17 protein-coding genes and 1 tRNA gene are annotated in these 14,771 nt (G+C 34.8%); 5 read left to right on the top strand and 13 right to left on the bottom strand.

Going from position 1 to position 14,771, the window contains the following annotated elements; genetic code table 11:
* Window positions 1–62 precede the first annotated feature (62 nt).
* Window positions 63–692 carry a site-2 protease family protein gene (locus tag U5L76_00335; GenBank protein MDZ7798047.1) on the bottom strand — a complete coding sequence of 210 codons (630 nt, stop codon included), beginning with the start codon at window positions 690–692 and terminating at the stop codon, window positions 63–65.
* A gap of 73 nt (window positions 693–765) precedes the next feature.
* Between U5L76_00335 and rpmB the strand changes: the two genes are divergently transcribed.
* Complete coding sequence (gene rpmB, locus U5L76_00330) at window positions 766–942, top strand: 50S ribosomal protein L28 (protein MDZ7798046.1); 177 nt, start codon at window positions 766–768, stop codon at window positions 940–942.
* Between the two features lie 640 nt (window positions 943–1,582).
* Here the strand turns inward: rpmB and U5L76_00325 are convergent.
* The 4 genes from U5L76_00325 to U5L76_00310 form a co-directional block, all read right to left on the bottom strand.
* The gene (locus U5L76_00325) at window positions 1,583–2,137 is read right to left on the bottom strand and encodes a hypothetical protein (protein ID MDZ7798045.1); all 555 of its coding nucleotides are present in this window, start codon (window positions 2,135–2,137) and stop codon (window positions 1,583–1,585) included.
* 192 nt (window positions 2,138–2,329) lie between these two features.
* Window positions 2,330–3,394: an RDD family protein gene (locus U5L76_00320; protein MDZ7798044.1), complete on the bottom strand. Its 1,065-nt coding sequence runs from the start codon at window positions 3,392–3,394 to the stop codon at window positions 2,330–2,332.
* Window positions 3,395–3,672: 278 nt separating this feature from the next.
* Window positions 3,673–3,746, bottom strand: a tRNA-Pro gene (locus U5L76_00315).
* A 348-nt stretch (window positions 3,747–4,094) separates the two neighbouring features.
* Window positions 4,095–4,343 (bottom strand): hypothetical protein, encoded by a 249-nt coding sequence (locus tag U5L76_00310; protein ID MDZ7798043.1) that lies wholly within the window; start codon window positions 4,341–4,343, stop codon window positions 4,095–4,097.
* 298 nt (window positions 4,344–4,641) lie between these two features.
* Here U5L76_00310 and U5L76_00305 point away from each other — a divergent pair, with 298 nt between their 5' ends.
* From U5L76_00305 to truB, 4 genes are read left to right on the top strand one after another with little or no spacing between them, the layout of a single operon-like run.
* Window positions 4,642–5,334, top strand: a complete 693-nt coding sequence (locus tag U5L76_00305) for an NAD(P)H-hydrate epimerase (protein MDZ7798042.1) — start codon at window positions 4,642–4,644, stop codon at window positions 5,332–5,334.
* 53 nt (window positions 5,335–5,387) lie between these two features.
* Window positions 5,388–6,059 carry an ABC transporter ATP-binding protein gene (locus U5L76_00300; GenBank protein ID MDZ7798041.1) on the top strand — a complete coding sequence of 224 codons (672 nt, stop codon included), beginning with the start codon at window positions 5,388–5,390 and terminating at the stop codon, window positions 6,057–6,059.
* Window positions 6,056–7,261: an FtsX-like permease family protein gene (locus U5L76_00295; protein MDZ7798040.1), complete on the top strand. Its 1,206-nt coding sequence runs from the start codon at window positions 6,056–6,058 to the stop codon at window positions 7,259–7,261. Before U5L76_00300 ends, U5L76_00295 begins: the two co-directional genes overlap by 4 nt.
* Window positions 7,262–7,271: 10 nt before the next feature.
* On the top strand, window positions 7,272–8,381 hold the full coding sequence (truB, locus tag U5L76_00290) for a tRNA pseudouridine(55) synthase TruB (GenBank protein ID MDZ7798039.1): 1,110 nt from the start codon (window positions 7,272–7,274) through the stop codon (window positions 8,379–8,381).
* Between the two features lie 282 nt (window positions 8,382–8,663).
* Here the strand turns inward: truB and U5L76_00285 are convergent, their stop codons facing one another.
* From U5L76_00285 to U5L76_00250, 8 genes are all read right to left on the bottom strand, one after another.
* Window positions 8,664–8,786 carry a hypothetical protein gene (locus tag U5L76_00285; protein ID MDZ7798038.1) on the bottom strand — a complete coding sequence of 41 codons (123 nt, stop codon included), beginning with the start codon at window positions 8,784–8,786 and terminating at the stop codon, window positions 8,664–8,666.
* The gene (locus U5L76_00280) at window positions 8,764–8,925 is read right to left on the bottom strand and encodes a hypothetical protein (protein ID MDZ7798037.1); all 162 of its coding nucleotides are present in this window, start codon (window positions 8,923–8,925) and stop codon (window positions 8,764–8,766) included. The genes U5L76_00285 and U5L76_00280 overlap by 23 nt, the downstream gene beginning before the upstream one ends.
* A 231-nt stretch (window positions 8,926–9,156) precedes the next feature.
* Entirely contained in the window at window positions 9,157–9,750 is a 594-nt protein-coding gene (locus U5L76_00275; protein MDZ7798036.1) for a nucleoside-diphosphate kinase, read from the bottom strand.
* A gap of 15 nt (window positions 9,751–9,765) precedes the next feature.
* The gene (locus tag U5L76_00270) at window positions 9,766–10,140 is read right to left on the bottom strand and encodes a response regulator (GenBank protein ID MDZ7798035.1); all 375 of its coding nucleotides are present in this window, start codon (window positions 10,138–10,140) and stop codon (window positions 9,766–9,768) included.
* Between the two features lie 38 nt (window positions 10,141–10,178).
* Window positions 10,179–11,618 (bottom strand): Asp-tRNA(Asn)/Glu-tRNA(Gln) amidotransferase subunit GatA, encoded by a 1,440-nt coding sequence (gene gatA / locus U5L76_00265; protein ID MDZ7798034.1) that lies wholly within the window; start codon window positions 11,616–11,618, stop codon window positions 10,179–10,181.
* A complete protein-coding gene (gatC, locus tag U5L76_00260; GenBank protein ID MDZ7798033.1) occupies window positions 11,618–11,905 on the bottom strand; it encodes an Asp-tRNA(Asn)/Glu-tRNA(Gln) amidotransferase subunit GatC in 288 nt (95 codons plus the stop codon). The genes gatA and gatC overlap by 1 nt, the downstream gene beginning before the upstream one ends.
* A 17-nt stretch (window positions 11,906–11,922) precedes the next feature.
* Window positions 11,923–13,938 (bottom strand): NAD-dependent DNA ligase LigA, encoded by a 2,016-nt coding sequence (gene ligA, locus U5L76_00255; GenBank protein MDZ7798032.1) that lies wholly within the window; start codon window positions 13,936–13,938, stop codon window positions 11,923–11,925.
* Window positions 13,939–13,942: 4 nt separating this feature from the next.
* The gene (locus U5L76_00250; protein MDZ7798031.1) at window positions 13,943–14,767 is read right to left on the bottom strand and encodes a hypothetical protein; all 825 of its coding nucleotides are present in this window, start codon (window positions 14,765–14,767) and stop codon (window positions 13,943–13,945) included.
* Window positions 14,768–14,771 lie beyond the last annotated feature (4 nt).

The following is a 14,771-nucleotide window of genomic DNA, read 5'->3' as shown; positions in this document are numbered from 1 at the left end:
CTATTGTTCGATGTCCTTATGTCAATTGTCTCTATATCTATTGTCCTCTTGTCCTCAAAAAACTATCCAAAAACACTAAATATTAAATTAATGAAAAAATTAAAAATTCCGGCAAAAATACCCAAACCAAGGACTCTATCTAAAATTATCAGGCCAAAAAGCACCAAAGGTCCGCGCCTTTGCAGCCAAAGCTTAAAATTATCAGCTGAAGAGGGTAAAACATTCATCAGTATTTTTGACCCATCTAAGGGCGGAATAGGCACTAAATTAAAAACCATTAATATAATATTAATATAAATTAGAGCCACTAAAAAACTGACTAAAAGGTTGTTGGGACCAAGAGAGACTAAAAAATGAAAAGCTAAGCCAAAAATGACTATCTGTACCAGATTAGAAACCGGACCAGCCGCTGAAACCAATATTTCTCCTTTTTTTTGATCCTTTAGATTATATGGGTTAACCGGAACCGGTTTGCCATAGCCAATGCCGGCAATTAATAAAAAGAGGAACCCAAAAGGATCCAGATGAACCAAGGGATTTAAAGAAAGCCGGCCCATATTTTTAGCCGTCGGATCGCCTAAAAGATAGGCTGACCAGGCATGAGCAAACTCATGAATAGTAATACCGACAATAATAGCGGCTACCCAGATAAAGAAAAATAATGGTTCGGAAAATAGTAATTGTAGTATCATCGCTTGAAAAAAATAAAAATTATGTTATACTTATTTAAGTTAAATTATTATAATAAATTAAGTAAACAGACTCATGGCCAGAAAATGTGAAATCTGCGGCAAGACGGCTAAGACAGCTATTTCGCGCAGTCATTCTAACATAGCCACCAAAAGATTACAAAAGATAAATTTGCAAACTTTAATCAAAAACGGCAAAAAATATAAAGCCTGTGCTGCTTGTATTAGAGATCAGGCCAAAGAGAAAAAGTAAATATTATTTAATAAATTTAAAAAACGCTCCGAAAATATTATGAGAGTGTTTTTTTATTAATAAATAATTTGGTCGCAATTATTGAACGAGGTTAGAACCTATTTTGAAGAGAATTTTCGCTGACATTCGAGCGACTGCCCTTCCGATATATCTCCATTAATGAATCGAATAAATCGTCATGTAATATTGAAAGGTATCCTTCTGACAAAACGCGATCAAATTGTTTTGTCTCAAATGGACATCCAATTTCATTTGAGTTGTTTTTTTTATTATTAAACATTAGCTCATCGAGCAGTGCTTGTAATGGTCCAATGTCACTATGCTGCATGGGAATAATAAAAATTTCAGGATAGTTTTTGTATGTATTGAACCACTGTTTTTTATGCTGTTTTAATTCTTCAGGTAAAAATTTTCTTCCCTTTGGTGTTTATTATTGTAAAGATGTATTTCGGCATGGCACTCAAAATAAACCAGAATTGCATCTCAATAGAATTATTTTGTGGTTCTGCATGCTAATCAATATGGTCTGTTTCCATCTTGATCCCACAAAACTAATGACAAATACAGCGCCTCCGATGACAATCGAACAATAATTTACTTACTTCTTTTCTATTAAACTCATTCATTATGTTAATTATAATCACTTAATATTATATGAATACCTCGCCCAAGTAGAATCTTTTATTTCCGGTGAAATCCCTAAAAAAATTTCTAAACCTTTCATTTTATCAAGTTTACCTAACGCAACAGCTCTTTTGTTGCCCTCTATTATAGTAAATAGTCCGCTTATTTTTTCCGAAATAAAAATTAACTTTGTGTCAAGTACATTAGGGCTAGACAAAAAAAGATTTTCTTTTTCATGGATATTTTTAAACTTACCTGCTGTGGAGAACTTTTTTCTGTAATTTATAATAGCTGATGTTAATTTATAGTCTGGTATACATAGCTTATCTAATCTCCAGTCGCTTGAAGAAATGATAAAAATTTTTTCTATATCATTATTTTCTAATTTAGCTTTAGACCATTTAATATTTGTGGGGAGTAAAGACTTAATATCGCAACGCCAACATCTAATCTCTTTCTTTAATTCAGTGTTATCACCATTATCAATGATTTTTTTATATTCTTTAGGCTTTTCTATTTTAAACCAATGCTCCCAAACTTCATCCTGCTTTATTGATTCTAATATCTTCATACTTTTTAAAATTAAATTCTTATGCCATTTGACTAATCTACCAGCATAAGTTTAGCGCCACATTTTTTACAGTACATTTGTCAATCCTAACTGTCTTATTCTTCATACATTTCGGGCAATATTTTTCTTAGGATTTTTCTCTTTTCTTTGTTATAGATTAAATTTTAACGCAAGTATAAGTATTTTTACAATTTAGGGTCTATATTCCATATAACATTCTCTTATTTCTTCTCTCCCTGTTGGGTATATACCTTTAAATATCAATCTATTTTTCCCTGACTTAAAATCAAACTCTATATTTGTGTCAAATTTTGTACCTTTTAACTCTATATCTATATCATTAACGCTTAATGACGTCCCCGCAAAATATCCTCTAATTTCAATTTCTTTTTCTGCTAAATAATCCTCAGGCATAAAGCCAATTTCACCGAACCTTTTGCACTGATATTCCCCAGAGCTATCTATTTTAAAAAGGGGATCCATTATTATTAAATGGTCGGGCATAGGATTAATCACTCTATTTGTAATTGATGTTTTATTTGAATTTTGATTACCGTTCCCTTTCTCTGTAAATGCTCCTATTGCTCCAAGGATTGATAAAAATAATAAAAGTAAGATAAGTACACTATAAAGAATTCTTGTGGCAATAATAGTGCTAGTAGATTTTTTTGTATTTTTCTTATTCTTTACTTTTTTATCCTCAAATTTTTTACTCTTTGCCTTTTTTCTTTCATAAATAACTACTGTCTTGGCAATTTTATCGTGCCAACCCAATTTGTTTTTGTTTAAGGCAATGGCAATATAACCTAAAAATAATATACTTGATGGAATTTTCCCTAATGTTCGTATGAACGCAATATTATAATTAATCGGTTTTAAATCCTTAGAGAGCACTTTAATCCCTAGTAACTTTTTTCCTATTGTTGAACCACTTTTGCCTTCAAAATAAATAAAATACGCCCAAATTAAAAATATATAAAGGATTATAAAAAGAGTATAATCATCAAAAATTTTCGGTAATATTAAGTACAAAACAGCCAATAATACCAAAATAACAAAGCCATCAATTAGGTACGCAAAAAATCTAATCCAAAATCCCGCATATTTAATATTATCAATCTTTTGTTTTTGTTTTGATATTTCATCTTTTTGTTTATCAACACTAACTTCTTGTTTTAATTCTTGTGTTTTATGGCCACAATAGCGACAATATTTTCCCGCTTCAGATATTTGTTTTCCACATTGTTCACAAAACATATTATTTTCTAAATTTAATTATTAATCCTATTAAAAACCCAATAACAACAACATCAATTACCATCCAAACACTTTTGTCGTATAGAGAAATCGGGACAAGCGCACGTTAGTCAGATAAACTGTGGTCGGGGTAGCCCGCTTTCGCCCTTTGTTTTACTGCGGGCTTCAGCGGGCAGGCCAGACCCCGAACCATGACTTCTCTTCGACTTCGCTCAGAGTCGTCAGGTACGGGGCAAGCTTGAACAGGCGACCTCACGCCCGCCCGACAGCCTTGACTATCGGGGATACCCGACTTGAACGGGCGACCTCACGCACCCCATGCGCGCGCTCTAGCCAACTGAGCTAATCCCCGGCAGTCAAGGCGGGCAGGCACCTTATGCGTACGCGCTAGCTCCCGTCCTTGCCACTTTGTGGTAGGACGAGGATTCTCGAAGTTATGACGAAATCAAAGATTTCGATAACTTCGGGACAACTGCGCCATACCCCGAAAAGTCTATTTAACTTTCTTAGTATATCAAAATTTATTAGTTTGTAAATAACAAAATTAGATCTATAATTTAAAATAACGAATAGATATATACATTACGGGCTTTTTATAAATTCTATATTTGGACAATATTCCCCGATATAATCAAAATTATTCTAAATAAAAAAATCCTACCACCTATAATCAGCAGTAGGATATATTCTGATTTTTCTATTAGTTTACTTTTTGCAAAACTAGACGACCTTTTTCAAGAGCTAGGCGCATATTAAAAGTGCCTAAATTTATTGACCCGACTTCCTGGCACAGCTGGCGAAATTCCTCCTCACTAATTTCCGGATAACGTCCGTCTTCACGATTGATATAACCGCCAATTACTCCTCTTAAAAATTTCTTGTCATTAGGGCTTAGATGGCTATTGTTTATAGCCATAAACCAGTTTTGCCAGCTAATCTTCAGACTCATCTGTTTCCTCCCTGAAAAAATTTTTTATATAATAAAGAGCATCATTTAAGCATAAGATAGCTTCTAACATTAACAAAAACATAAATAATGGTCAAATATTGTTTTTAAAATAATTATTACTATAAATGACCAATTTGCTTTCAATAAAAATTTCTGCTATCTTAAAAACTAAGATTAATAATTAATAAAAATATACTATGAAATTAGATCCTCCTTGCGGCGGCTGTGGCGGCTGCTCATAAAAGTAATAAAACCCGGCCCTTAACTAAAGGCGGGGTTTTATTGATATGATAATAATATGTATTATGCTTTGGAAAAAGATTTGGAAAAACTTGATGCTTTAGCTGTCAAGCACGGCCTGAAAACTCAGCAAATGATGGAGCTAGCTGGTTTTCATATTTTAGATTTATTTAGCCGACTTAAAATCAAAAAAAATCAAAAATTTTTAAGCGTCATTGGTAAAGGCAATAAAGGTGGCGACGTACTTGGTGCTTCCCGCCATCTTATTAATCACGGCTTTAAGGGAGAAATTATATTGATTTCAAAAAAGGTCAGTTCAGCGGCCCAAGATCATTTGAATTTATTAAAGAAAATGAAAGTGCCCATTTCACTTTTTAATAAAAATACCGCTAAAAACAAAATTAAAAAAGCTGATATTCTCATTGACGGACTGATTGGCTATCATCTGAAAGGGGCTCCCCGTGATAATTTCGCCGAGTTAATAAATTTAATGAATCAGTCAAAAAATAATATTATTGCCTATGATATCCCTTCGGGACTATCAGTTGAAGGCCGAGCCTATCAGCCAACTGTGCAAGCTTTTGCTACACTTTCTTTAGGTCTGGCTAAAAAAGCTTTTAAAACTGAAATGGGCCAAGAATATTCTGGTAAGATCTTTCTGGCTGATATTGGCGTACCTGAATTTATCTATAAAAAGATTAATAAAAATATTGAATTTCCTTTTTCTAAAAATTCTTTAATTAGAATTTAAATTGACTTTGCCTTTTATTAAGCCTATAATAAGGCTACTAGCTCTGTTTTTTTATGTCTAAAACTTTAATCAAAGTTAATAATATTTCTAAGACTTATCATCTTGGAGAAGTTAAAGTACCGGCTTTAAAAAATATTTCCCTCACCGTAAATCAGGGTGATTTTTTAATTATTTGCGGCCGTAATGGCTCTGGCAAATCTACTTTAATGCGGCAGCTGGCTTTGGTTGACCGGCCGGATAAAGGAGAAATATATCTGAATACTCAGGAAATGGTTAAAATGTCCTCTAAGAAAAGACGTGAATTAAGATTGACCCAGCTGGGCTATATTTTCCAGGAATACGCTTTAATTGCCGAGTTAACCGCTCTAGAAAATGTGATGCTGCCGGCCATGATGCTTCAGGCCGCTAAGAGCTGCCGCCATAGAGCCCAGTCTCTTTTAGAAAAAGTGGACCTGGGAGATAAAATAAATAATCTGCCTAGTCAATTATCCGGCGGCGAGCAGCAAAAAGTGGCTATTGCCCGGGCTTTAGTTAATAACCCGGAAATTATTTTTGCTGATGAACCAACAGCCAACCTGGACACCACAGCCGGCCATGAAGTTTTAGAAATTTTCAAATACCTGGACGAACAAGAAAATCACACCATTGTCATGATTACCCATGAAGCGGATGAAGAAAAATACGCCAACCGTATTATTAAACTAAAAGACGGGAGGATGGTATGAAAAAGTTTGAGACCAGAATTCCTTTTTTTCTAATGTGGAAATATTTGCATCGAGGCAACAAATGGACTTTGTTTCTGATCATTTTTTTAATGGCTATTGCTTTTATCAACTTAGTTTTTGTTACTTCACTCTTTAACGGGATTATCAAGTCTTCCGAAGACCAGATTATCAATACCTACACCGGCCATATTATGATTACGCCTAAAATTGGCTCGGATTATATTGAAGAAGCTGAGCATAAAACTAAAATAATTAACGAAATTGAAAATATCGCCGGTGTTTCTGATCAAATTTCTATTCCGGGCAGTCTGGAGTATAAAGGTATTAAAGGCAACTGGACAATTTTAGCTATTGACCCAGAAAAGGAAAAAACAGTGACTAATGTTCATGAAAAAATGATCAGCGGAGAATATCTTAACAGTCATGATACTGATAAAATTATAATCGGACGCCAAATTGCCGGCGGCGAAGAGGTAGAAATGAATGCCTTTTCTTTTAAAGGCGTTTCAGTCGGGGAAAAAGTTACTCTTAACTTAGGAGAGATTACTAAAGAATTTGAAATTCAGGGTATATTTTACACTAAATTTATTAACACTGACCAGAGAGCCTTTATTACTAAAAAAGCCTGGCAAGAGCTAAACCCCGAGGCCGATAATAAAGCGACCTCTATTATTGTTCGGCTGGATAAACGCGACGGCCAAACAGCTATCAGTAAAATGAAAGAAAAAGGTATTAATGAAAATTTTCTTACCTGGGAAAATGTTTCCGGTTTGATGGATACCGTCACCAGCAGTTTTCTCAGTATTAATATTTTACTGACCCTTGTCGGCACTCTCATCGCGGCTGTCACTATATTTATTGTTATCTATATTGATATTACTAATAAAAAAAGGCAAATTGGCATTTTAAGGGCCATCGGTATTAAGCCTTATATTATCCGCAGTGCCTATGTCATCCAAACTTCCATTTATTCGGTCTCAGGTGTACTTTTGGGCACGGCTCTATTTTTTGGCATTTTGGTCCCCTATTTTAAGGCCTTTCCTTTTGAATTACCAATCGGTGACGCGACTTTAGTGGTTAATCCGGCTGATTATATTTTCCGTCTGGAAACTATTATTTTGGTAGCCATTGGCTCGGGTTTGATTCCCGTTTTTATGGTCACCCGCATGAAAATTTTAGACGCTATTTGGGGGCGGAATTAAAAATTGATATATGCAAGGTATACATTCTATTTATAAGCCCAAAGGCCCCAGCTCTCACCAAATTATTAATGAGCTGAGAAAAATTACCCAAATAAAAACTATTGGCCACGCCGGTACTTTAGACCCGATGGCCAGCGGTATTTTAGTGGTTGGCATTGGGCGCTGGGCTGTAAAAAAAATATGGTCAAATAACCTAGAAGAAAAAGAATACCTAGCCCAAATAAAATTAGGCGAAAAAAGTAATACTGACGACAAAACCGGCCAAATTAAAAAACTTAAAAATATTCCTAAGCCTGATATTAAGGATGTAAAAAAAGCGCTCAAAAACTTTAAAGGCAATATAAAACAAAAACCGCCTGATTTTTCAGCTATTAAAATAAAAGGACAAAGAGCCTATAAGATTTCCCTTCAAGGCAAAAAACCTCCCATAAAAAAAAGACTGGTTAATATTAAAAATATAAAATTAATTAACTATAAATGGCCTTTTTTAGATTTAAAAATTATTACCGGTCCCGGAGTTTATATTCGATCATTAGCTCGAGACCTAGGAGAAATATTAGATACTGGCGGAGTGTTATATAAATTAGAAAGAACCAGAGTGGGTAAATTTATCAAAAAAAATTCATACACTTTAACCGCCTTTAAAAAAGAATATCAAAAAAGAAAAATGGACTTAACTCTTTGTCCAATTATAAAAAATAATAAAATACTGTTGGGTATGAAAAAAAGAGGCTTTGGTCAGGGTCGTTGGAACGGTTTTGGCGGCAAACTTAAACCAGGAGAAAATATCCGATCATCTCTAATTAGAGAAATAAAAGAGGAATGTGAAATTTTCCCAAAAAAAATAAATCAAAGAGGCTTATTCATATTTGAATTTGAAAATAATCCGGAAATATTACATGTTCATTTGTTTGATTGTCCAGAATTTCAGGGCAAACCAAAAGAAACTGAAGAAATGAAACCAAAGTGGTTTGATTTTGACAAAATACCTTATAAAAAAATGTGGCCGGATGATAAATTTTGGCTGCCTTTATTTTTAAAAGGTAAAAACTTAAAAGGAGTATTTTATTTTAAAGATAAAGATAATTTACTAGACTACAGCTTAAAAGAAATTAAATAATTAGCTTAAGCTAATAACATTTAAGTCTAAGGCCACTGGCGGTGTGCTGAAGTTATTTCCCCAAAAAAACGGCTGGCGGTCTACTGAAGTTATTTCCCCAAAAAAACGGCTGGCGGGGCGCTGAGCTTATTCAGCTAATAAGATATTTAAATTTAAAAAAATGCCTTCTGCGCAAAATAAGTTTTATGAAGCCGCATAGCTTGATATAAACCTTTAGGTTTATAAAAAAGAAAAAAAGCCGCCTAGTTCTAGTAACCGGCGGCTTTAGTAGAAAAAGGAGAGTTAAACCTCCAAAGTACTAAAGAATTCCTCAGCTGTTAACTCTTTTTTAGGTGTCTCTTCTCTTTTTTTCTTTGAATTTTCTTCCATCTCTTCCTTAGTTTCAACATTCTTGTCTTGGGCCATGATAAACCTCCTTTAAGCCTTTAGGTAAATTGAATAACTCCGGATGACATCGCAAACAAGCATTAATTATCTCTTTTTTTCCGTCTTTTTCAACCACTGTTGGCTGTAAAAAAGACTGACACTTTGGACAAGTTTTCATTTTTCTCCTTTCTCTTTGGAAAGCAAAGCTTTCCATTTTTTTAAAAGAACCAGTAATAACAAAAAAACCGACCCTTTTTATAAGGCTCGGGATAATCTTAATATTCTATTATATCAATACTATACCAAGCCGGGTCGGATAATAATATTTAAAATATTTTTTTTGCTATTTATCCACATATTGATATTTATGCTATCAAATAATATTTAACTGGTCAAATTTATATTCAATCTATTCAAACATAACATCTTCATCAGCTCTCTTATAATCATATATTTGATGTTCTTTAAACCATAATTGCTCTTCGTACTTGGCTTCTTCTTTGTTGCCGGAAGCATGAATTATGTTGCGCACCGCTCTTTTCTTGACATTAGCCAAGGCCGGTGAATCAAGAGAATAATCGCCACGGATAGTGCCGGGAGTAGCAAAAGTCGGCAGAGTGTTACCAGCCATGGAACGAACATTTTCAATAGCGTGCAAACCTTCTAAAAGAATAGCCACTACCGGGCCAGAAGTAATAAAATCCATATTCCAGCTGTTGACCATCTTTCCGATTTCAAGAGGGTTTTTGGTGCCTAAATCTTCATTCGGGTCCATACCGTATTTTTCATAAGTCTTTAAAGTTTTTTCGCCTATTCCCTTAAGAAGCTCCTCGCGGGCGTCGGGATAATGCTTTTGAGCTATTTCTTTATCAATCCAAATCATTTTCATGCCGATAATTTTAAGGCCTGCTTTTTCAAAGCGGCTGATTATTTCACCAACTACTCCTCTTTTTACCCCGTCAGGTTTTATTAAAACTACGGTTTTTTCGATCAAATCGCTCATATATTTTTATTTTATTTATTTTAATTGTTCTCTAACCTTGTCAACTATTTCCGCTGGGTTATGATTGGCTTTGACAAAATAGCCGTCAGCTCCCAGTTTCTTGCCTTTTTTAATGTCATCTTCCTGACCCAAATTAGTCAAAAGCAAAACCGGAATTTTCTTTAATTGATCATCTGACTTTAAATCTTTCAAAACCAAAAAACCATCTAACTTAGGCAGTATAATATCCAATAGAATTATATCCGGATCTATTTTTTTGGCTTTTTCCAAACCATCTTTACCGTCAAAAGATTGAATAATTTCATAATTTTCCATTTCAAACTTGGTTTTATACATGTCAGAAAGCGTTTTCTCGTCTTCTACTAGTAAAATTTTAGTTTTGTTTGTCATATTTTTTCATTATTAATTAATAACATTATATCAGTTATTTACTTTTTTATCAAATAATTTTTTTCCATATAATTACCAAAATTGAGAAGCTTTTTTTCGGTAAAATGAGGTGAGATAAGCTGGAGTGAATAAGGCAGTTTTTTCTTTCCATAAAAAGGCAGACTCAAAGCCGGCAACCCAGCTAAGCTGACGCCACTTAAGAATATATCCGATAAATACATAGATAAGGGCTCTTGTTTTTCCCCTAGTTTAAAAGCAACCGTCGGCACAGTCGGAGTAATAATAATATCAACTTTTTCAAAAGATTTAATAAAATCCTCATAAATCAATCTTCTTACTTTTTGCGCCTTGAGATAATAAGCCTCAAAATAGCCCGAGGAAAGAGCATAGGTGCCCAGCATAATACGGCGCTTGGGTTCAGCTCCTAGGCCTTTTACTCGGGAATTAATATAGGTTTGCCGTAAATTTTCACTTTCTTTATCTCGTCTTCCATAACGAATACCATCATAACGAGCCAGGTTGGAAGAAGCCTCGCAAGGATTAACAATATAATAAGTGGCTACGGCATATTCTGTGTGCGGTAAGGAAATTTTTTTTATTTCAAATTTATCGTGTCCCATATTTTCTATTACTTTATTCAAACTCTTTTTAATATCGTTATCTAACTGGTCGCCAAAATACTCTTTAGGTAGACCTATTTTTAAACGGCCGGGATGTTTATCAATATCCTTAGAATAATTTTCCACTTTTTTATTAGCGCTGGTTGAATCTTTTTTATCAAAACCGGCTATACCTTCTAAAACAAAAGCAGCGTCTGGAACCGAGCGGGTTAAAGAGCCAATGACATCCGTTGAAGAAGTAAGAGAGAATAAACCATAGCGTGAGACGCGGCCGTAGGTCGGCTTGAGGCCGACCAAGCCGCAGAAAGCGGCTGGCTGCCGTACAGAACCGCCAGTGTCCGAGCCCAAAGCGTACAAAGCCATATCGGCCGCCACGGCCGCGGCACTGCCGCCGGATGAACCTCCGGGCACCCGAGTGAGGTCAAGCGGATTTTTTGTCGGGCCAAAGGCTGAATTTTCACAAGATGAGCCCATAGCAAATTCATCTAAATTTGTGCGTCCCAAATGTATAAAATTATTATTTTTTAATTTTTTAGCCACAGTGGCGTCATAAACGGCCCGATAGTTTTCTAAAATTTTTGAGCCAGCTGTGGCTGGTAAACCTTTAACCAGAATATTGTCCTTCATAGCCATAGGCAAACCAGCCAAAGCACTTAAGTCTTCTCCCTGGCTAATTTTATTATCTACTTTTTTAGCCTGATCCAAGGCTAAATCTTTGTTTAACTGCAAAAAAGCATTTAATGATTTGTTTTTTTCTTCTATCTTTTTTAAATAATACTCTGTTAACTCCTGAGCCGAAAAATCCTGGTTTATAAGGCCCTGATGAGCTTTTTTAATACTTAGCTTATCAAATTTCATTATTCAAAAACCTTGTTAATTTTAAGATAATCATCTTCTTCTTCAGGAAACTCTTTTTTAATATTATCTTGATTACTAGATTGGTTTACCCTATCTCTGGCGGTGTTATTGGCCGAAACTCCGGTTTGGTAAAGAGGTTTAGTCTTTTTTGTTTTAATTTTTTTTAGTTGGTCAATATAATCAATAACCGAAGTTAGTTCCTGGGAAAATTTATTTTTTTCCGGCTCGGTGAGATCTAGCCGGGCCAAACTGGCAATATGTTTTACTTCTTTTTTTGATATTTTCATAGCTTTATTATAACTAATTATTCAATTAGAGACAAAAATTTTTCTTCCGAAATAATTTTTAAACCTAGTTTTCTCGCCTTTTCAAACTTTGAACCTGGATTTTCTCCTTTAACTAAATAATCAATATTCTGGCTGACTGAAGAAGAGACTTCACCGCTTCTTTTTCTTATCTCGGTTTTGGCCTGGTCTCGGGTCATTTTTTCCAGTGACCCGGTTAAAACAAATTTTTTGTTTTTCAGATTTTGTTTATTTTTTAAACGTGATTTTTTAACCTTGACACCATATTTTTTCAATTTCTTTAATAACTTTATATTTTTATTATCATTAAAATAATTATAAATACTGCTGGCTACCACCAAACCGATATCATGAATATTTTCCAATTCTTCTTTTTTGGTATTTATTAAATTATCTAAACTGCCAAAGCGCCGGGCTAATAAATAGGCTGTTTCTTGACCAACATGCCGAATACCGAGTGAATAGATAAATCTTGAGAGAGTGATTTCTTTTGAATTTTCTATTGACTTAATAATATTACTGGCTGATTTCTCGGCAAACCTTTCTAGAGTCTTTAAGTCCTCTTCTTTCAAGGAAAAAATATCAGACTGGTCTTTTATTAAATCAGTTTTAATCAATTGATCAATAATTTTAGGTCCCAGCCCTTCAATATCAAAAGCTTTTTTAGAGACAAAATGATAAATCCTTTCTTTTAAAGTGGCAAAACAGTCCTGGTTAGGGCAGTAATAAGCCACTTCGCCTTTTTTTCTTATCACTTGGGAGCCGCAAACCGGGCATTTGGCTGGCATCTGAAAATTCTTTTCTGAACCGCTTCTCATATTTTTTAAAACTTTAACTACATCCGGAATAATATCACCGGCTTTTTCAACCACTACCGTATCGCCAATCTTAACCCCTAGTCTTTTAATTTCATCCATATTATGCAAGGTAGCCCGGGAAACCGTGGAACCGGCTACTTTCACTGGTTTTAGATGAGCTACCGGGGTTAAAACTCCAGTACGGCCCACCTGCACTTGAATATTTTTAATGACTGTCGTGGCCTGCTCAGCCGGAAACTTATAAGCTAAGGCTCCACGCGGCGATTTACCGACCGCACCCAGTTTTTTAAAAAGAGAAATTGAATTCACATTGACCACAATACCATCGGTCGGATAGGGAAAGCTTTTTCTTTTTTGACCAATTTTTTTATGATATTTAATGACCGTTTGGCCATCGGAGCAATACTGACTGTGAGGATTAACCGGAAAACCCATGTTTTTAGCTAATTTATGGCTTTCCTGGTGGGTTTTTTGACCCAAATCAGTAACCAGGTCATAAGCATAAAAATTTAGTTTTCGGCTAGCCGCTATTTTGGGATCAAGCTGTCTGATAGAACCAGCGGCCGCGTTTCTGGGATTAGCAAATTTATTTTCTCCTTTTCTCTCCTTTTTTTTGTTTATTTTTTTTAAAATATCATAGCGCATATACACTTCACCACGCACTTCAACATGAATAAGGGCTTTTTTTCTTGTTTTATTATCTAAACTATCTAGCCTTAACTTTAAAGGTATTGATTCCACTGTTTTAATATTACTGGTTACCTTTTCGCCGACAAGACCGTTACCACGAGTAGCTGCCTGTACTAGTCGTCCTTTTTTATAAATTAAGGAAACAGCCAAACCATCCATTTTCACTTCAGCAAAAAAATCAAACTTATTACCAGGCGATAATTTTTCTATTCTTTCCAGCCATTTAAAAAAATCTTTATCCTCAAAGACATCATTTAAAGAAAGCATCGGGCTTTGGTGTTCTACTTTTTTAAATTTTTCCAAGGGCTGGCCGCCCACTCGCTGGGTTGGGGAATCAGAGGTAATTAAGTCCGGGTACTCACTTTCCAGGTCAGCTAATTCTTTTTTCAGTGAATCTAAGGCAGCATCAGAAATTTCCTGACGGTCTAAAACATGGTATTGATAGCGATGATGATTAATTTCTTTTTTTAACTTGGCGATTCTTTTTTTAGCTTGGACTTTTCTCATAAGATTACTTCTTTTCAATAGTTTGTTCAGAGAAGAGAACGAAGTTAAAAATACCCTGAGGTGGCAAGCGATAAGGAATGCTGGCCGCTAAAGCTTTTTGTGAATCATGATATGAGCCTACAGATTTTAAATAAATACGGTTGCTAAGATTTAGCAAATCTCCTCCCAAGTCAGGCCTACTATAGGCTTTCACTTTCAAATTAGAAACGTCACAATAAAGTGGTGTAATAGATATAGTATAATTTAATAAATTATTTGGTAAATTTTTGGTAGAAGTTTCACACAAATTTTGATTTTCTTCACAGGGAAAAACAAAATCTTGTCCACTACTATTTTTTTTCCAATCTGAAGGATTAGTTGAGGGCAAATCATTCTGCCAGGGCACAAAAGAATATTCTAACCAGCTGTCTCCTTGGCAATCATCATTCCAGGTTAATTTTATTGAGTGCGCTCCTTCTACATCAAAAGAGGTTGACTTATTCTGCTCCAAAGAATCAAGTAAATAGTCCTGACTAGCCGTGCTTTGCGAAGTATCCCATCTTCCTCCGCTTTCTGCCAATACAATATTATTATCATTAGTAATAGCCGGCATAACATCACTATTTAGATCTAAATCATCAGCACGACTATTTTTTATTTCCAATAATTGAGTTTCCATACCGCTCTCAGCCGCGTAGTAAGCCACATAAGCATGGTCTAAATGAGCTGAAAATTGATATAAATTTATTATCAACATAGAAAGACCAATGGCTATGGCGACCACATTCATCATAATTATCAATGATAAAAGCAGGGTGACTCCTTTATTATTTTTTATGATATTTTTCATAAAA

The organism is Patescibacteria group bacterium (assembly GCA_034520665.1).
Lineage (GTDB): Bacteria > Patescibacteriota > Patescibacteriia > JAXHNJ01 > JAXHNJ01 > JAXHNJ01.
Note: the sequence above shows the minus strand (reverse complement) of the source record. Positions and strands in the feature narration are given on the sequence as shown.